This window comes from Alcaligenes sp. YSL9, from assembly GCF_030515105.1.
GTDB classification, from domain to species: Bacteria; Pseudomonadota; Gammaproteobacteria; order Burkholderiales; family Burkholderiaceae_B; genus Alcaligenes; species Alcaligenes phenolicus.
This window is the reverse complement of record NZ_JALXJU010000002.1, coordinates 876,518-894,784: the sequence shown is the minus strand read 5'-3', so window position 1 is coordinate 894,784 and position 18,267 is coordinate 876,518. Positions and strand designations below refer to the sequence as shown.

The window sequence follows — 18,267 nt, the reverse complement described above, 5'->3', positions numbered from 1 at the left end:
CGGCGTTATTTACCCGGTTTTTTTGCTTGCGCTTCTTCTTCTTCTTCTTCTTCTTCTTCTTCTTCTTCTTCTTCTTCAGTTTCCTGAGCGTTGGGGAGTGGCGCTGTTTGTGTGCAGAGCAGAAGGTTTGTGAGACAAGGAGCGCAGAGAGCCTGCATGTTTAGATAGTGTCTCGTGAAAACGCCGGTCTGGGCCGGGGGCCGTCCTCCGGGCTTGGCTCCTTGCCGGTGCTGCGCACCGGTGCCCTGGTCAGGCTTGCTATTCGGGCGCGCCCTGAACTCGCGAAAGTGCCTTGTCCCCCGGACAAGGCACAAGCATTTCGCTCAATCAGCAGGGCGCTTGTACCCCGAATAGCAAGCCTGCCTGCGGCAAGAAGCCTGAATCGCCCAGAGGACGGCCCCCGGCCCAGACCGGCTCACAATGACTATCAATATGAGCCCTTCCTCCTTTTGGAGTCTGGCGGTATGTGGCTCTTTGGGTTGCTGTCGCGGTGTGAGGGACTTGAGGAGGGAGAGGTTTGCGTGTGGATCGTCGCTCTCAATAGTTAGCGGTGGGTGTGGGGGGACGCAAAAATAGGAGCCAAGCACTAACTATTGAGAGCCAGGCACTTCATGGGAGCATGAACCTTGCTCAGGATATCCAGCTCAACAAAATGTTGTGCGTAATCGGGAGCTTGTCATGCGTCTTTGACGCCAGAGCCAATGCGCTTGTCACGGTGATTGTTGTTGTCTCAGTCTCTTGTTCTTTTAGGTTTTCTTGCTCACTCAGGCGCTTTTATAGGCGCATAAGGAGTTGGTACAAGGACGAGAGGTGCAACGGCCAGGCGGCTTTGGGTTGAAAAGCCTTTGATCAGGAGTTGGCCTCTAGCCTGCCTGGGTGTTGCCAGAGTTTTTGGAGTGGCTGGAGCCGCGCAGTATGATCAGACATTCTGCCCTTGGATTGGGATTGCCATGTTTGCCTATGTCGGGCTGCGTACTGCCTGCTTTGATACGCCTTTAGGGGCAATGCGTCTGCTGGTGGACGCTCAAGGAGCCTTGCTGCGTCTGGACTTCGAGGAAGAGACCGTACATGGTCTGACACCCGAGCAACTGGCCGGGCTGATCCCGGAACCTGCTTTGGCCGAGCCCGTGCAGACTCAACTGGACGCGTATTTTGCCGGCAAGCTGCAGCAGTTTGATCTGCCTTTCAGCCTGCAAGGGACAGAGTTTCAGCAACAGGTCTGGCAGGCCTTGCTGACTATTCCCTATGGTCAGACCTGGACCTATGGCCAGATGGCCGAACATCTGGGCCGTCCCAAGGCGGTCCGTGCTGTGGGCCAGGCCTGCGGCCTCAATCCCATCAGCATTATCGTGCCGTGTCACCGCGTGCAAGGCGCCAATGGCATGTTGACCGGCTTTAGCTCCGGCTTGCATCGCAAGGCCAGCCTGCTGGACTTTGAACGCCGTGTGCATTTGACGGGCACGGGCGACATCCAGGCCAGCATGCCCGCCCAGCTGGATTTGTTCTAAAGCAGGACAGGGCTCACTCCGTACCCAAATCAACAAGCCTCCGTGCACAGAATCACAAGTCCGGGCTTGTCCTCGTCCCTATACTGGATTCGTTAAGAATCAACTATTCCGTGTGGAGACAGACTATGGGGCAGGACGTACAAGCCGAGCGCAAGGCGATTCGCGAACACATGATTATTGACGGCAAACCCGTCACTGAATCTCAAGGGCCCACGATTCCCGTCTACGATCCCGCAACGGGACAAGTGATTGCGCACCAGCCCGAGGCCGGTGCTCAAGGCGTGGATCTGGCCGTGCGTGCTGCGCGCCAGGCTCTGGAGCAGGGCGAATGGGCTCAGATGTTGCCCGCTCAGCGCGAGCGCCTCTTGTTGCGTTTGGCTGATTTGATTGAATCCCACGCGGATGAGCTGGCTCGTCTGGAAACCCTGAACAACGGCAAGCTGCTGTTCTTCTCCTACGGCCTGGAAGTGGCGGCCAGCGCACAATGGCTGCGCTACATGGCTGGCTGGGCCACCAAGATGAATGGCGAATTGCTCTCGCCTTCCATCGGCTTTCCTCCCGGCGTGAAATACCACGCTTACACCCGCCAGGAACCGGTTGGTGTGGTGGGCGCTATCGTGCCCTGGAACTTCCCGTTGCTGATGGCGGTGTGGAAGATTGCGCCTGCCATGGCCGCCGGTTGTACCGTGGTTCTGAAGCCTGCTGAAGAGACACCGCTGACTGCCATTCGTCTGGCCGAGCTGGCTCTGGAAGCTGGTTTCCCCGCCGGTGTGATCAACGTGATCACGGGTCGTGGCGAAAGCACAGGTGCGGCTTTGACGGCTCACCCTGGCGTGAACAAGATCTCCTTTACCGGCTCCACGGAAGTGGGCAAGTTGATCGGTCATCAGGCCGTCAATGACATGAAGCGCATGTCTCTGGAGCTGGGCGGCAAATCCCCCGTGGTCATCATGGACGATTGCGATGTGGACATGGCCATTCAAGGTGCGGCCAACGCCATCTTCTTTAACCAGGGCCAGGTATGTACTGCCGGCTCGCGTCTGTTCGTGCAAAAAGGCATTTACGAGCGCGTGGTGCAGGGCGTAGCCGATCTGGCTTCTTCCATGACTCTGGGATCGGGCTTTGAGCAGTCCACCCAGATTGCTCCGCTGATTTCCGCCCGTCATCAGCAGCGCGTGCAGAACTATATCGATGTGGGTCGCCAGCAAGGCGGTCGCATGTTGGCAGGTGAGGGTGCTCGCCCCGAGCAGGGCTACTTTGTACGCCCCACCGTGTTTGCCGATGTGGCTCCTGATGCTCGCATCATGCGTGAAGAAATCTTTGGTCCCGTGGTGGTCGCGACCCCGTTTGATACCGAGGCGCAGGCACTGCAGTTGGCCAACGATACAGACTTTGGCCTGGGTGCCAGCGTCTGGAGTCAGGATCTGGCCCGCGTCCAGCGTTTGACCGCTGGTATCAAGGCCGGAACTGTGTGGGTCAACACCCACAACATGCTGGACCCCAGCATGCCCTTTGGTGGCTACAAGCAGTCCGGCCTGGGTCGGGAGCACGGGCGCGCTGCGGTAGAGGCTTACCTGGAGACCAAATCGGTCTGCATGGCCTACCCGGCAGCCTAGCTAGGGATAAAGGCGCGAACACAATAACGATACCGTTCGCGCCTCTTTGAGGAGACAACAATAATGTATGCAATTTTGCAGCGGACCGCTCTGGCCTTGGCCTTGAGCGGCGTCAGTGCCGGTGCCGCCTTTGCGGGCGACCCCAGTGCGCGGGACTGGATTCCTGCTCCGGTAGGGACCAACATCCTGGCGGTCTACATGATGGGCCTGAAGTCGCACGGTTTTTATGATCAGGGTTCACGAATTGGCGATAGCCCCAAGCTGAATGTGCAAGGCATGATTTACCGCCAGATGCACTTTCGCGAACTGGCCGGCAAGACGGTGCAGTACGAGCTGATCGTGCCCGGTTTTCGCAACACGCTGGATGTTCCAGGGCAAGACCGGGATCGCATGACCGGGATTGGTGATGTGACTGCCGGTGCGGCCGTGTGGCTGCACAACGATCCGGAAAACCGTTTCTGGTTCGCGTGGGAGCCTTTCATTACGGCTCCTACAGGTCGTTACCACGGCTCGCAGGCCGATGTGTCTTCCGGCAAGAACCGCTGGAGCACCATCCAGGACTTTGCGATTGTGAAAGGCTTTGGGGAGTCTTCCTTTATTGAAGGTGTGGCGGAATTCGAGTTCTTTGGCAACAACAAGAACTACTACGGCCAGACCCTGAAAAAAGACACGGCAATCCGCCTGATGGCCCTGGTTTCAACCAACCTGACTGAAAAGACCTACGTGGGTATGCGCTACCGCTACGAGACAGGTGGCCGTGAGCGGGTCAATGGCCAGACCACGGCGACGCGTGCACGTAACCACCAGTTGGCCGCCGAGATCACCCACCAGTTGACTGACGCTCACCAGGTGCAATTGCAGTACATCCATGATTTGAAAGTCGAGAATGGCCCGCGCATGCGCGGCCTGCAATTCCGTTATGCCTATGCGTTCTGACAGCGTGGACGCCCATGAGGAGAGACATCCAATGAAGTCTAAATTTAAATTAACGACCGCCGCCGCCATGTTGGGGCTGATGGTACTGGCCGGTGGCGCGCAGGCCCAGGACAAGCCGCGCGAAGTCCTGACAGGTGGTCACAGTGTGTCTGCCCCGCAGGAAAACCGTATCTATGTCATGGACTCGGTGTTCATGCACCTGACCGAAAGCCGTGTGCACGTTTATGACTACACCAACGGCAAGTTCCTGGGCATGGTACCCACCGCCTTCAACGGCCACGTGCAGGTGTCCAACGACGGCAAGAAAATCTACACCATGACCACCTATCACGAGCGCATTACGCGTGGAAAGCGCTCGGATGTAGTGGAAGTGTGGGATGCCGACAAGCTGACCTTCGAGAAGGAAATTTCCCTGCCACCCAAGCGTGTGCAAGGTCTGAACTATGACGGTCTGTTCCGTCAGACGACGGACGGCAAGTTCATCGTGCTGCAAAACGCCTCGCCAGCGACCTCGATCGGAATCGTGGACGTGGCCAAGGGTGATTATGTGGAAGACGTCACAGCTGCCGCCGGTTGCTGGAGCGTAATCCCCCAGCCCAACCGCCCACGCAGCTTCATGACTATTTGTGGCGATGGTGGCCTGTTGACCATCAATCTGGGCGAAGACGGCAAGGTCGCCAGCCAGTCGCGCAGCAAGCAGATGTTCTCCGTGAAGGACGATCCGATCTTTATCGCTCCCGCTCTGGACAAGGACAAGGCTCACTTCGTGTCCTACTACGGCAATGTCTACAGTGCGGATTTCAGCGGTGACGAGGTCAAGGTAGATGGCCCCTGGTCCCTGCTGAACGACGAGGACAAAGCAAAGAACTGGGTGCCCGGTGGCTACAACCTGGTGGGTCTGCATCGCGCCAGCGGTCGCATGTATGTGTTCATGCACCCCGATGGCAAAGAGGGCACTCACAAGTTCCCCGCGGCCGAGATCTGGGTCATGGACACCAAGACCAAGCAGCGTGTAGCCCGCATTCCAGGGCGTGATGCCTTGTCCATGACCATTGATCAGCAACGCAATCTGATGCTGACCCTGGACGGTGGCAATGTGAACGTCTATGACATCAGCCAGCCTGAACCCAAGTTGCTGCGCACCATTGAAGGCGCCGCAGAAGCATCCTTGCAAGTTCAGTTCCACCCAGTTGGGGGTGTCTGATATGGACCCGGTCCTGACTTACGCCAGCCTGGCTTGCTTGGCCGTGCTGATGGGACTGGGGGCGCTGGATAAACTGCGTCACTTCAGCCTGTTCGAGGCAGCCGTTGGCGGTTATCGATTGTTGCCGGAAGTGTTGCTACGACCGTTCAGTGTGCTGTTTGTCGCTGCCGAGGCCTTGAGTGCGCCTTTGCTGCTGTGGCCAGCCAGCCGTTCGCTGGGGGCGGTTCTGGCCCTGTGCGTCCTGCTGGTCGCCACCAGTGGCATTGTGATGAACCTGCTGCGTGGCCGCCGCGATGTGGATTGCGGCTGCTCCGGGCTGGGGGAATCCTCCGGTGGTCTGTCCTGGTGGCTGGTGGCTCGCAATGCCTTGCTGGCTGCGCTGGCGGTGGCCAGCGGTGATTGGGCCATCAGCAGCGCCCGTGAACTGGTCTGGGTGGACGGTTTGACCTTCTTTGGTGCCACCTTGGCCTTGCTGGGCCTGTACTATGCGGCCAACCAGCTGATCGAATCCCATCTGAAATTCCAGAAAATGCAGAATTCTTAGGAGACCTAAATGACCGCTTTAATGATTTCCAACGTCATTTTATGGGTAATCGTACTGGCCCTGGTGCTGGTTGTACTTGCCCTGTCGCGCCAGATTGGCGTGTTGTACGAACGGGTAGCCCCCATGGGCGCCCTGACTATGGATAAAGGCCCGCAGGTGGGTGATGCCGCTCCCGTCATGGAATTGCAGGACCTGCGCGGTCGTGCCGTTACCGTGGGCGTGGCTGGCCCGCGTAGCCAGTTGATTTTCTTCATGTCGCCTACCTGCCCGGTGTGCAAGAAGCTCTTGCCCATTCTGAAGTCCATTCAGGGCTCGGAAGGTCAGTGGGTAGATATTGTGCTGGCCAGTGATGGCGAGATGCCCGAGCATCTGGCTTTCTACCAGAAAGCACAACTGGACGCCTTCCCTTACGTCCTGTCCACACAGCTGGGCATGGGCTTTCAGATCAGCAAACTGCCTTACGCCGTCCTGATCGACGAGAACGGTGTGGTGCGCGGCAAGGGTCTGGTCAATTCGCGTGAACAGCTGGAAAGCCTGTTTACCGCCAAAGACCTGGGCGTGGCCTCGGCGCAAGAATACTTGGCCGGTGACTCGGGCATGAAGCAAGTGCAGGTATCACGAAAGGAGAACGTCAATGCGTTGGCTGGATAAATTTGGGGAGAGCCTCTCCCGTTCTGTGGCCCACAAGACTTCGCGTCGCAGCGTGCTGCGCTCGGTGGGCAAATTAATGGTCGGTTCGGCCTTTGTGTTGCCTGTATTGCCGGTGGCTCGTGCTGCCGGTGGTGGTGGCAGCAGCAGTGGTGCCGATCACATCAGTCTGAATCCCGATCTGGCGAATGAAGACGAAGTGAACTCCTGCGACTACTGGCGTCATTGTGCGGTGGACGGGTTCCTGTGCTCTTGCTGCGGTGGCACGACCACCACCTGCCCTCCGGGCTCGACGCCTTCGCCCATCTCGTGGATTGGCACCTGCCACAACCCGCATGATGGCAAGGACTACCTGATCAGCTACCACGACTGCTGCGGCAAGACCGCTTGCGGCCGCTGCCAGTGCAACACGCAGACCCGTGAGCGTCCTGGCTACGAGTTCTTCCTGCACAATGACGTGAACTGGTGCATGGCGAACGAGAACAGCACCTTCCATTGCACGACATCGGTACTGGTTGGCTTGGCTAAAAACTAAAAAAGGGTCCGTCGGGCTGCCAGTCATGCGGGAAGAACGGTCCTTGGGACGCCAGTTCTTTCCTGCATAGGCAGCCCCAGGGTTTGAACAAGGTGCCGGGCGGCCAGGATGGCGTTCGGTCACTTAAGGAGGCATCACTGTGTGGACATCTTTGCGCCTGGCCTGTTTGGGCGCCGTACTCCTGGCGTTTACGCCTTGGGCCCATGCCCAAGAAGAGATGGCCGGAACGGGCGATTACCTGCAAAGTTCGCAGGCTTTCAAAGACTATATGCTGCAATGCGCAGGTTGCCATCGCTACGATGGCCAGGGCCTGACGCATCGGGGCATCCCCAATTTCAACCAGTCCATTGGCTTGTTTACACGCCTGCCAGCTGGACGGGACTATATGATTCGAGTGCCCGGTGCCTCGCAGTCGCAACTGGATAATGCCGATCTGGCTCGTGTGCTGAACTGGATTGTGGCCAAGTTCAGCCCGGAAGAAATGACACCCGATTACCGACCCTTTACCTCGGCCGAGGTAGGGGCATCGCGCCGGCATCGTTTTGATGATGTACTCAAGGCGCGTACGGAGCTAACCGTCAAGATGAACAGTATGGGTCTGGAGCCTGCGCCCTACCTGTACGGCTCCATGGATCGCTGATACAGCGGGTTAACGACCGTAGACGCTTGAATTTTTTAGGGCTATAAGAAAGGGGGCATATTCTGCCCCTTACCCCGATCAATTGTGTTGGCCGAAAGGGCACTCAGGCAATGTCTATGTTATTGCGCACTCCCTCTGCTTCTTTCAAGAGCCTGGCTGCTTGGCAGGAAGTGGTGTGCGCGTACTTTGTGCCCCTGGAAGTTCAGCCGGATTCTCGCCGTGGTTTCTCCAACCGGGCGGCCACCGATCGCATGGGTTCGGTCGATGTCATGGAACTGTGTACCAGCGCGCAGCGCGTGCGTCGTACCCAGGCCTTGGCCAGCCGATCCGAGCAGGCGCTGTACAAGGTCACCTTGCAGATCAGTGGCAGCAGTCAGATTCAGCAGGATAATCGCAGTGGCATCTTGCACGCCGGGGAGTGGGGCATTTATGACACCACCCGCCCTTACGAAGTGGCCGTACAGGATCAATCCCATTTTCTGGTCTTGCAGTTCGAGGAAGAGCGTTTGCTGCCTTGGTTGCCCTGGCTAAGCGATGCGGTGGCCCGCTCGTTCTCCGCCACGACAGGTCCGGCCCGAATTGCCATGGATATGCTGCGTTTGGGTTTGCAGGAGCGCGGGCACTTGTCGCCCTCGGCCTTGAGCGAACTGTCCCAGACCGTGATTCGCATGATGGCTCTGAGCCTGGCCGATGGTCGCCCGGTGACGACCGAGTCCGCCCTGGACGAAGTGCGGCGCGGGCAGCTGCTGCAAATTCAGCAATACGTGCAGGATCATCTGGGTGATACCGGTTTGAATGCCCAGTCCCTGGCGCTGCAATTTCGCATTTCACGCCGTTATCTCTACAAGCTGTTCGAGCTGTGCGGGCAAGCGCCTGCCGACTACATCATGGCCGCCCGTCTGGAGCGCGCCTGTCAATTGTTGGTGGACGGCAAACCTGGTCGGCAGATCAGTGAGCTGGCCTGGCAAATGGGCTTTTCCGACGCGGCCGTGTTCAGCCACGCCTTCCGGCGACGCTATGGCGTATCGCCCAGCGAATGGCGTCGCAGCCGTATTTGCGGCGATTAAGTACAGCTACGTAGACGCAACTCCGACTTATCGCAGACGGGTCGGATTTCTATCCTAGAGGCTCATGATTATGGGGCGGCCGGTGTGGTTCGCCCGGCTTCTCAAGGACAGTCTTATGCGTCTACACCTCGATTGTGCGTTGCTGCACACCCAGCCATCGTGGGCTCAGAATCTACTGGCCATCATCCCGCCTTGCGAGCGTTTGCAGCTGCATGTTCTGCAGGCGCCACCACCGCCCCATCCCGATCAGGAGTATTTGTTTTTGCGCAGCGCATCGGCCTTGCTGCTGCGTTTTGATGCCTGTCTGATTCCCATCGAAGCGGCCACCCTGATTCACGTGCGCCGAGCCTTGTCGGTGGCCCAAGGTCATTTGCCAGTGCCGGTCTTTGGTTTGCTGCGGGGTGCTATCAAGGCCGCGGCCCTGACAGACCTGCTGGAACTGGGTCTGGCAGACTACGTGCGCGAGCCTTTATGCCTGGACGATTTGCGCGCCCGCATCAATCGTCAGCGTTTACAGACCTCTTCCCACGCTTTGAATGAACCGGGGCTGTCGGGTCGGATACACTATAGGGTGCAGGAAAACCAGGATCTGGTCCTGCACCCCGGCCCAACGGAGCAGCGCCTGTCGCAAACGATCTTGCAACAGGAGGGGACAACGCTGGAAGCCTATGCCGCTGCGGTAGCCTCGCGCTACGCCAGCAGCCAGGAATCTTTCAAAGTTGCCAAGGGACGGATAGTGGCCCGCTTCGAGCAGGCTTATATCCACGCCGCCCTTGATCGCCATAGCGGCAATATCGCCATGGCGGCCCGCTCCGCGCAAAAGCACCGGCGTGCTTTCTGGGCACTGATGCGCAAACACCATATCGATGCAGCACGCTTTCGATCCGCGTCAAACCCAGACGACGAACACGATGGTTAAAATTAACAGGCATTTTTCAATAGGGATTGCCGTGTCTTTACCTCAATTAAAAAACGATGTTTTCCTGCGCTCGCTGTTGCGCGAACCTGTGCCGTACACCCCCATCTGGCTGATGCGTCAGGCCGGGCGTTATTTGCCTGAATACAACGCCACCCGTGCCCAGGCTGGCTCCTTCATGCAATTGGCTCAGAATCCCGAATTTGCGTGCGAAGTAACCTTGCAGCCCCTGCGTCGTTTCGATCTGGATGCCGCCATTCTGTTCTCGGACATCCTGACCGTGCCACACGCCATGGGCCTGGGTCTGGATTTCGTCGCTGGTGAAGGCCCGCGTTTTGCCCGTCCTGTACGCAACGAAGCCGACGTCATGGCGCTGGAAGCGCCGGACATGTCCAAGCTGCAATACGTGTTTGATGCTGTCTCGCTGATCCGCAAGGAACTGGACGGCAAAGTACCGCTGATCGGCTTTGCCGGCAGCCCCTGGACCATTGCCTGCTACATGGTGGAAGGCCAGGGCTCGGACGACTACCGTCTGGTGAAAAGCATGATGTATCAGCGTCCGGACCTGATGCACCGCATGCTGGAAATCAATGCCCAAACCACCTGCGACTACCTGAACAATCAGATCCGTGCCGGCGCACAGGCTGTGATGCTGTTCGATAGCTGGGGTGGTGTATTGTCCGACTCCCTGTTCCAGGAATTCTCCCTGGCCTACACCCGTAAAGTGGTTGATGGCCTGATTCGCGAGCATGACGGCAAGCGCGTCCCTGTCATCGTCTTTACCAAGGGCGGCGGCATGTGGCTGGAAGATATTGCTGGCTGTGGCGCTGATGCCATGGGTGTGGACTGGACGGTGAACCTGTCCCGTGCGCGCGCTCGTATTGGTGACAAACTGGCCTTGCAAGGCAATCTGGACCCCATGACCATGTTCGGTGGCGAAGAAGCCATCCGCCGTGAAGCCCGTCGCGTTATTGACGACTTTGGCCCTGTGGGTCAGGGCGGTCACGTGTTCAACTTCGGTCACGGTATTTCGCGTTTCACAGACCCGGAAGCCGTGGGCATTCTGGTCGACGAAGTGCATTCCTACAGCCGTCGACACCACAGCGTTTGATAGTCTTTGCGCACGGGCTGTCGCAGCTTGTGCGCAAAGTTATGCACACAGACAGGGCTGGGTTTGAGGTCTTTATATTTAAGGTTTAATTTCAATACCCAGTTTTAATTAGTTGATTTCTCTGCGTTTTATCCTTATTTCAGAGATATTGAAAATTAAATTGTATCTGTGCTTGCTTCTTTGTGTTTTTTGTTCATGTCATTTTCCCCAAAGTTATCCACAGGTCGCTAAGCTCTTGACTTATCAGGCTTTCAGCCAGGCCAGCCCTTTTTTGAACCACCATCCATGACCGCCACTCCTGACGCTATTTCTGCATCGGCAAGCACCGGACCTTTCTGGCTGCATGTGGCTTTGGACGTTCCCCTGGATGGGGTGTTTGATTATCAGCACCACGAACCCGTGCTGATCGGACAGCGGGTCATTGTGCATTTTGGGCGGCGGCAGATGATAGGCGTGGTGGTGGCCTTGCCGGAGCAACCTTCCTACCCGCCCGAGCAGGTCAAGGCGATTGATCAGCTGCTGGATGACTTGCCGCCTTTCCCGCAGGACTGGTTGCGGATGGCGCGCTTTGCGTCTACCTATTACCACCGTCCGCTGGGCGAGGTCATGATGCCGTCCTTGCCAGGGCCTTTGCGCAAACCCTCTGCCTATCTGGGCAAGCGTTCCGCTGGTGGCCCGGTATTGCGCATGGCCAAGCGCAAGGAAAAGAAGGTGGAGCCGGTGGACAGCGACGTCCTGCCCGTGCTCAATGCCGAACAGCAGGCTGCGGTAGATGGCATTGTGGCGGCCAAACCCGGTAGCTGTATGTTGCTGCATGGCGTAACGGGTAGCGGGAAAACCGAAGTCTATATGCGGGTGCTGGAACAGGTGCTGGCCGCCGGTCGGCAAGTCTTGTTCATGGTGCCCGAAATCAACCTGACACCTCAGTTCGAGCAGGTCCTGCGTGCTCGTTTGGCGCGCGTCTTGCCCGGCGATGTGCTGGCTGTCTTGCATAGTGGTCTGTCCGAAGGCGAACGGCTGCGCTCCTGGTTGCGCGTCAACAGTGGTCAGGCGCGCATTTTGTTGGGAACACGGCTGTCCATCTTCACGCCCATGCCCGAGCTGGGCCTGATTATTGTGGACGAGGAGCACGACGCTTCTTACAAGCAGCAAGATGGCTTGCGTTACTCCGCTCGGGATCTGGCTGTGTGGCGTGGCTACGATCTGAAAGTGCCAGTGGTGCTGGGTTCAGCCACCCCTTCGCTGGAAAGCTGGAATCATGCCCGACAAGGGCGCTATAGCCTGTTGAGCCTGCCCAAGCGTGCGCGAGAGGTTTCCTTGCCCCGAGTGCGTCTGGTCGATACCCGCCATTTGCGCCTGGAGTCGGGCTTTTCTCCCCAACTGCTGGATGCGCTGGAAGCATGTCTGGAGCGCGGCGAGCAATCGCTGGTTTTCATTAACCGGCGTGGCTACGCGCCTGTGCTGCATTGCGCCTCTTGCGGCTGGCTGTCTCAATGTCCGCGTTGCACGGTGTACACCGTGCTGCACCGGCAAAATGGCTTCAAGCACAATTTGCAGTGCCACCACTGCGGTTATCAGGCCCCCGTGCCGCGTGCTTGCCCGGATTGCGGCGATCAGGACTTGCAGCCTATGGGGCGTGGCACTCAACGTATTGAAGAGTTTCTGGGCGAGCGTTTTCCCAATGCCCGCCTGGTGCGTATCGACGCGGATAGCACCCGCTTGAAGGGCAGCGCGCAGCAATTGTTCGAGCAGGTGCATGCGGGCGAAGTGGACATCATGGTGGGCACCCAGATGGTGGCCAAAGGTCATGACTTCACGCGCCTGAGCGTCGTCGGTGTGCTCAATGCTGATGCCACCTTGTTCGCCCATGATTTCCGCGCGCCCGAGCGTCTGTTTGCTCAACTGATGCAGGTAGCAGGCCGGGCCGGTCGCCATACCGAAGGGGCGGATGTCATCATCCAGACGGGTTACCCGGAGCAGGCCGTTTATCAAAGTCTGATCAAGCACGATTACATAGGCTTTGCCCAAAGCGCTTTGAACGAGCGCGAGTCCGTGGGTTTGCCGCCTTTTGCCTATCAGGTGCTTCTGTCTGCCGAAGCGCCGCAATTGGCAGATGCCATTCGCTTGTTGACCCAGGCACGTCGTTTGCCTGAAGAATATCCGAATGAATTTCCGGGTGCGGATCAGGTTTTCCTGTACGATCCGGTGCCTTTACGTGTTTTGCGCGTTGCCAAAGTGGAGCGTGCCCAGTTGCTGTTGGAAAGCGCCCATCGTCCGGCCTTGCAAGCCTTTGTGCGCTATTGGGGGCCACAGGTCGCGCAGTTGGCCAAGCAGCATAAAGTGCGCATTACGATTGAGGTTGATCCTCTCGAAATTTAAGACTCTCCAGGCTCATGTGCGGACGGAAACAGTAGGAGCATCTCGGGTACAGCAGGGTGTATCCTTGACCGCTATGCAGCTATGCAGCTATGCAGCTATGAGCCAAGAGGCAGGAAGCGATGAGGCTGTGGCGCGATGTTGTTGCCCTGCCGCTGTCATGCTCTTGTACCTCGTTTTCTTGCCTAGTATTCACTGATTCCACCATGTCCACCTCCGTCACTACCCCAGGCCATACTGTCCCTACCGACCTGAACGCCATGCAGCGTCAGGCCGTGTTGTATATGGATGGGCCCTGTCTGGTCCTGGCTGGAGCCGGTAGTGGCAAGACGCGAGTCATTACGCAGAAAATCGCTTATCTGCTGCGCGAGTGTGGGTACACGGGCCGACAAGTGGTCGCACTGACCTTTACCAATAAAGCCGCGCGTGAAATGAACGAGCGGATTCGCGCCCTGGTAGATCCCAAGCTGTTGCGGGGGCTGACCGTCAGCACCTTTCACTCTCTGGGCTTGCGCATGTTGCGTGAGGAAGCCCAGCACGTGGGTTTGAAGCCACGCTTCTCCATTCTGGATTCCAACGATGCGCTGGCAATTATTCAGGAACTGCTGGCTACCACGGATAAAGGCCGCCTGAAGTCCGTTCAGCAGGAAATCTCCTTATGGAAAAACGCCTTGATGGGGCCGGACGATGCGGAGCGTGCCGCAAACTCGCCAAGCCAGATCGAGGCGGCTCGTATTTACCGCGACTACGCCGCCACCTTGATTGCCTATCAGTCGGTGGACTTTGATGATCTGATCCGCTTGCCTGCGCAGTTGATGGAAGACAATCAGGAAGTACGCGAGCGCTGGCAGCGTCGGGTGCAGTATCTGCTGGTGGACGAGTATCAGGACACTAACCTCTGTCAGTATCGGCTGGTGCGTTCTCTGACGGGGCAGCGCAATATGTTTACCGTGGTGGGGGACGACGATCAGGCCATTTACGCCTGGCGTGGCGCTACCGTGGAGAATCTGGCGCAGCTTCCCAAGGATTACCCGGACCTGAAAGTCGTGAAGCTGGAGCAGAACTATCGCTCGGTGCAGCGCATCTTGCAGGCTGCGAATAATGTTATTGGCAATAATCCCGTCGTGTTCGGTAAAAAGCTCTGGTCTGACCTGGGCTTTGGTGAGCCTATCCAGGTCCACGTGACGGACGACGAGCAGAACGAGGCCGATTCAGTGGCTATGCGTATCTCGGCAGAGCGCTTTGAGCGTCAGGCCGAGTGGCGAGATTTTGCGGTGCTGTACCGTGGCAACCATCAGGCCCGCATCTTTGAGCAGGCGCTCCGCAATCTGCGCATTCCCTACACCATCTCGGGTGGGCAGAGTTTCTTTGACAAGGCCGAGATTCGCGACATCCTGTCTTACTTGCGAGTCGTTGCGAACGACGATGATGATCCAGCATTCATCCGCGCAGCGACGACACCCAGGCGCGGAATTGGGCAGGCTACCTTGCAGGTGCTGGGTCAGTTTGCGGCGGAACAAAAGCTGTCTTTATATTCCGCCGTCTCGCAAATCGCTCTGACGGATCGCTTACCGGAAAGGCAGTTGGAGCCTTTAAGTGTCTTTGCGCAGTTTATTGGCCGTATCCAGCAAAGAGCGGACCGGGTAGAGAGCGATCAGGAAGGACACGAGACGGCCGTTAGCGAATTGCTGGACGAGCTCCTGCGGGCGATTGATTACGAGCGCTATCTATACGATATGTTCGACGAGCGCCCCGCGCAGACTCGTTGGGAAAACGTGCTGGAATTGATTACCTGGCTGAAGTCCAAAGCGGCAGACGATCAGCTGAGTTTGAATGACTTGGTGCAGCGAGTTGCCCTGATCACCATGTTGGAACGCGGTGAGGATGAAGACCCGGATGCGGTCAAATTGTCCACGCTTCATGCTTCCAAGGGGCTGGAGTATCCGCATGTGTTCCTGGTGGGGGTGGAAGAGGGGTTGCTGCCGCACATTGGGCGCGATGACGAAGATATAGACCCGGATAAAGAAGCCGATATTCTGGCCCAGCGTATTCAGGAAGAGCGGCGTCTGATGTACGTGGGTATTACGCGTGCGCAGCGCAGCTTGCGCTTGAGCTGGTGCAAGAAGCGCAGACGCGCACGTGAGAATCTGGTGCGTGAGCGCTCACGCTTTATTGATGAGATGAAGATCGAAGACCCTGGTGCCCAGGAAGATCCGGCGCAGGCGGCTTTAAGTCCCAAGCAGCGACTGGATATGTTGAAGAACTTGTTGAACAAGTCTTGAGCAGTGCTTTTTGATCAAGGACGATTTAGTGCTGGGCCTATGTTTTGTGAGGCACCGTAGTTCTGCAGGCCAGCTTTTGCTGGCCTTTTTCATGTTCTGCGGAGCTGGAAGAAACGCTTTCCGTGCCTGGCTTGTCTTGATCTTGGGGCTGGGGAGACGCCTTGTGAGGTGCTTGCGCCCAATGAGCCAAGGTTCCGCGATGCATGAAGGTGTGCCCTTGGAAAGGCGGCATTGGCAAACGCAGAAAAAACAAAAGCCTGCTAAATCAGCAGGCTTTTCAACATCAAGCGGTGTTTTGCTTGAGCGTTACGACGGTGATGCGTGGCTTACCAGTAGCTGGCCGACATGCGGGAATCGCGGATGCGGGCTTCGTTCAAGGCACGGGTCAGTTCGACCATGTACTTGAACACCACGTTTGCGGCTTTGGAAACTTGTTTGGCCGCTGCTTTGGTCAGTGCAGTTAAAGACACGGATTCACCATTTTCCAGGGCATGCTGCATTACCCCACGCTCAACAGCATCACTCCAGTGAATGTAGTGCGAGTAAGTGGTCATGGTAGACATTTGCTTTCCCTTTAAGGTGAAGGTCTAAGTTACGAGTCCTCATTATAGGGTTTTCCCTAGTATAAAAGCAAGGGTAAACCCTAGGAATTGGATTAGCCTGTGGTTTTTAGGGGAAAACCCTAGGGTTGTTTGGAAAGGGAAATTAAATCAAAGGCTTATGGGGGTGGGGTTTGTAGGGTTTTGCGGGTTTTAGGTGGGGAGTGGAGTCCTTGCGGCAGCCCTTGCTGGCTTGAGGCTGGGTCGGAGCGGAAGCTTGCCGGTGCTGCGCACCGGTGCCCTTGTCTGGGGCTGTTGTAGGGCGCACCTTGAACTCGTTCAGTGGTTTGTCCCCCGGACAAACCACAAGCGCCGAACTCAAACAGCAAGGTGCTTGCATCCCTACGACAGCCCCAGACGGCGGCAAGCCCCCTGAATGCTCCAACCCAGCCTCACGCCAGCAAGGGCTTCAGAATGGTGGCATCCAACAACCAACAACCAACAACCAACAACCAACAGCCGACAACCCACAACTAATCGCTCTGGCTGCTTCTTGCTGCAATCCGTTGCCAGGCAAATAAAGCTGGCAGATATGGATGACAGGCTCGTAGGCTAGTTGTAGGCAGCAGGCAGCAGGCAGCAGGCAGCAGGCAGCAGGCAGCAGGCAGCAGGCAGCAGGCAGCAGGCAGCAGGCAGCAGGCAGCAGGCAGCAGGCAGCGAGCCGCAAACAACAAATAAGAACCCGCGAAGTCAGGGGGCTTGGAAGTGATCTCGTTCGCTTGAAGACAAACAGCCAGCCGTTTATCGCGGCTGGCTGTTTGTGTACTGGTACTACCAAGAAGGCTTAGCGGGGAAGTGTCGAACTCCCCATCAGGAACTCGTCTACGGAACGGGCACATTGGCGGCCTTCACGGATGGCCCAGACGATCAGGGACTGGCCGCGTCGCATGTCTCCGGCGGCGAAGACTTTGGCTCGGCTGGTTTGGTAGTCATCCGTGTTGGCGGCGACGTTGCCGCGCTGGTCGGCTTCTACGGCGAAGGCGTCCAGCACTTGGCGTACGGGGGCGGTGAAGCCCATGGCCAGCAGGACCAGGTCGGCGGGGAAGGTCATTTCGGAACCGGCAATGGGCGTCATGCTCATGCGGCCTGTCGCGGGATCGGTTTTCCATTCCACCCGCACGGCGCGCAGTTCTTTGACTTGGCCGTTCTTGCCTTCCAGCTCTACGGTGTTGATTGCCCAGTCACGCTCGCAGCCTTCTTCGTGCGAGGACGAGGTGCGCAGCTTCATGGGCCAGTAGGGCCAGGTCAGCTCTGTGTTTTCCTGCTCGGGCGGGCGGGGCATCAGTTCGAACTGGGTGACCGATTTTGCACCTTGGCGTGTGCTGGTGCCCACGCAGTCCGAGCCGGTATCACCACCACCAATCACCACGACATGCTTGCCTTGGGCGCTGATGGCGGGGGTGCCACGTGAGCCGGCAACTTGCTGGTTCTGGATGCGCAGGAAGTCCATGGCGGGATGTACGCCTTGCAGCTGGCTACCGGGGGCCTCCAGCAGGCGGGGGGTTTCGGAGCCGCCTGCCAGGATGATGGCGTCGAACTGTTGTTCCAGCTCGGTAGGGGACAGCACGGTCAGCCCCGGTTCCTGGGCGGCTTGATCTTGTGCCTGACCAATATAGGTAGAAGGGCAAAACTGCACACCCTCGGCCTGCATTTGGGCGATGCGACGATCCAGCAAGTGTTTGTCCAGCTTGAAGTCGGGGATGCCGTAGCGCATCAGGCCACCAATGCGGTCGCTTTTCTCGTACACGGTGACCTCGTGGCCGACGCGTGCCAATTGCTGGGCACTGGCCAAGCCGGCAGGGCCGGAGCCAATGACGGCCACGCGTTTGCCGGTTTTGTGGGTAGGCACTTGTGGCACAACCCAGCCCTCTGCCCAGCCTTTGTCGATGATGGCGTGCTCGATGGATTTGATGCCCACGGGCGCACGGTCGATGTTCAGGGTACAGGCTGCCTCGCAAGGAGCGGGGCAGATGCGGCCAGTAATTTCCGGAAAGTTATTGGTGGAGTGCAGCACGTCCAGCGCTTCTTTCCACTGCTGACGGTAAACCAGATCATTCCAGTCAGGAATGATGTTATTGACCGGGCAGCCGTTGTGGCAGAAAGGGATGCCGCAATCCATGCAGCGGGCGGCCTGCTGGCCTGCCTGCTCGTCGTTCAATACCTGGACAAATTCTTTCCAGTGCTTGACCCGCTTTAAAGGAGCTTCTACGGCTTCTTGCAGACGTTGAAACTCAAGAAATCCAGTCGTCTTTCCCATGATGTGTCGTTTCCTGATGGTGATGGGA

General features: G+C 57.8%; 16 protein-coding genes. 13 read left to right on the top strand and 3 right to left on the bottom strand.

The window, feature by feature from the left end:
• Positions 1–5 precede the first annotated feature (5 nt).
• Positions 6–158, bottom strand: a complete 153-nt coding sequence (locus M2Q46_RS12245; protein WP_302357319.1) for a hypothetical protein — start codon at positions 156–158, stop codon at positions 6–8.
• A gap of 792 nt (positions 159–950) precedes the next feature.
• On the opposite strand from M2Q46_RS12245, the gene M2Q46_RS12240 reads away from it, so the two are divergent.
• The 13 genes from M2Q46_RS12240 (at position 951) to M2Q46_RS12180 (ending at position 15,383) form a co-directional block, all read left to right on the top strand.
• Positions 951–1,508, top strand: coding sequence for a methylated-DNA--[protein]-cysteine S-methyltransferase (locus M2Q46_RS12240; protein WP_009462720.1), 558 nt, complete (start codon positions 951–953; stop codon positions 1,506–1,508).
• Positions 1,509–1,633: 125 nt separating this feature from the next.
• Positions 1,634–3,124: an aldehyde dehydrogenase gene (locus M2Q46_RS12235; protein WP_021447061.1), complete on the top strand. Its 1,491-nt coding sequence runs from the start codon at positions 1,634–1,636 to the stop codon at positions 3,122–3,124.
• A gap of 63 nt (positions 3,125–3,187) precedes the next feature.
• Positions 3,188–4,060: a transporter gene (locus tag M2Q46_RS12230; protein ID WP_060186149.1), complete on the top strand. Its 873-nt coding sequence runs from the start codon at positions 3,188–3,190 to the stop codon at positions 4,058–4,060.
• Between the two features lie 31 nt (positions 4,061–4,091).
• Positions 4,092–5,264 carry an aralkylamine dehydrogenase heavy chain gene (locus M2Q46_RS12225; RefSeq protein WP_009462712.1) on the top strand — a complete coding sequence of 391 codons (1,173 nt, stop codon included), beginning with the start codon at positions 4,092–4,094 and terminating at the stop codon, positions 5,262–5,264.
• Between the two features lies 1 nt (position 5,265).
• The gene (locus tag M2Q46_RS12220) at positions 5,266–5,808 is read left to right on the top strand and encodes a MauE/DoxX family redox-associated membrane protein (protein ID WP_009462709.1); all 543 of its coding nucleotides are present in this window, start codon (positions 5,266–5,268) and stop codon (positions 5,806–5,808) included.
• 9 nt (positions 5,809–5,817) lie between these two features.
• The gene (mauD, locus tag M2Q46_RS12215) at positions 5,818–6,459 is read left to right on the top strand and encodes a methylamine dehydrogenase accessory protein MauD (protein ID WP_009462707.1); all 642 of its coding nucleotides are present in this window, start codon (positions 5,818–5,820) and stop codon (positions 6,457–6,459) included.
• Positions 6,443–6,991, top strand: coding sequence for an aralkylamine dehydrogenase light chain (locus M2Q46_RS12210; RefSeq protein WP_021447059.1), 549 nt, complete (start codon positions 6,443–6,445; stop codon positions 6,989–6,991). Before mauD ends, M2Q46_RS12210 begins: the two co-directional genes overlap by 17 nt.
• A gap of 139 nt (positions 6,992–7,130) precedes the next feature.
• The gene (locus tag M2Q46_RS12205; protein ID WP_021447058.1) at positions 7,131–7,631 is read left to right on the top strand and encodes a hypothetical protein; all 501 of its coding nucleotides are present in this window, start codon (positions 7,131–7,133) and stop codon (positions 7,629–7,631) included.
• A 110-nt stretch (positions 7,632–7,741) separates the two neighbouring features.
• Entirely contained in the window at positions 7,742–8,698 is a 957-nt protein-coding gene (locus tag M2Q46_RS12200; protein WP_230940616.1) for a helix-turn-helix domain-containing protein, read from the top strand.
• Positions 8,699–8,813: 115 nt separating this feature from the next.
• Positions 8,814–9,617, top strand: coding sequence for a hypothetical protein (locus M2Q46_RS12195; RefSeq protein ID WP_035269207.1), 804 nt, complete (start codon positions 8,814–8,816; stop codon positions 9,615–9,617).
• 31 nt (positions 9,618–9,648) lie between these two features.
• Positions 9,649–10,725, top strand: coding sequence for a uroporphyrinogen decarboxylase (hemE, locus tag M2Q46_RS12190; protein ID WP_026484067.1), 1,077 nt, complete (start codon positions 9,649–9,651; stop codon positions 10,723–10,725).
• Positions 10,726–11,010: 285 nt separating this feature from the next.
• A complete protein-coding gene (locus M2Q46_RS12185; protein ID WP_060186150.1) occupies positions 11,011–13,104 on the top strand; it encodes a primosomal protein N' in 2,094 nt (697 codons plus the stop codon).
• 203 nt (positions 13,105–13,307) lie between these two features.
• Positions 13,308–15,383 carry a UvrD-helicase domain-containing protein gene (locus tag M2Q46_RS12180; RefSeq protein WP_009462695.1) on the top strand — a complete coding sequence of 692 codons (2,076 nt, stop codon included), beginning with the start codon at positions 13,308–13,310 and terminating at the stop codon, positions 15,381–15,383.
• A gap of 326 nt (positions 15,384–15,709) precedes the next feature.
• Here the strand turns inward: M2Q46_RS12180 and M2Q46_RS12175 are convergent, their stop codons facing one another.
• Both M2Q46_RS12175 and M2Q46_RS12170 read right to left on the bottom strand, forming a co-directional pair.
• Entirely contained in the window at positions 15,710–15,946 is a 237-nt protein-coding gene (locus M2Q46_RS12175) for a hypothetical protein (protein WP_022983381.1), read from the bottom strand.
• 820 nt (positions 15,947–16,766) lie between these two features.
• Positions 16,767–18,239, bottom strand: a complete 1,473-nt coding sequence (locus tag M2Q46_RS12170) for a glutamate synthase subunit beta (protein WP_060186151.1) — start codon at positions 18,237–18,239, stop codon at positions 16,767–16,769.
• Between the last annotated feature and the right edge of the window lie 28 nt (positions 18,240–18,267).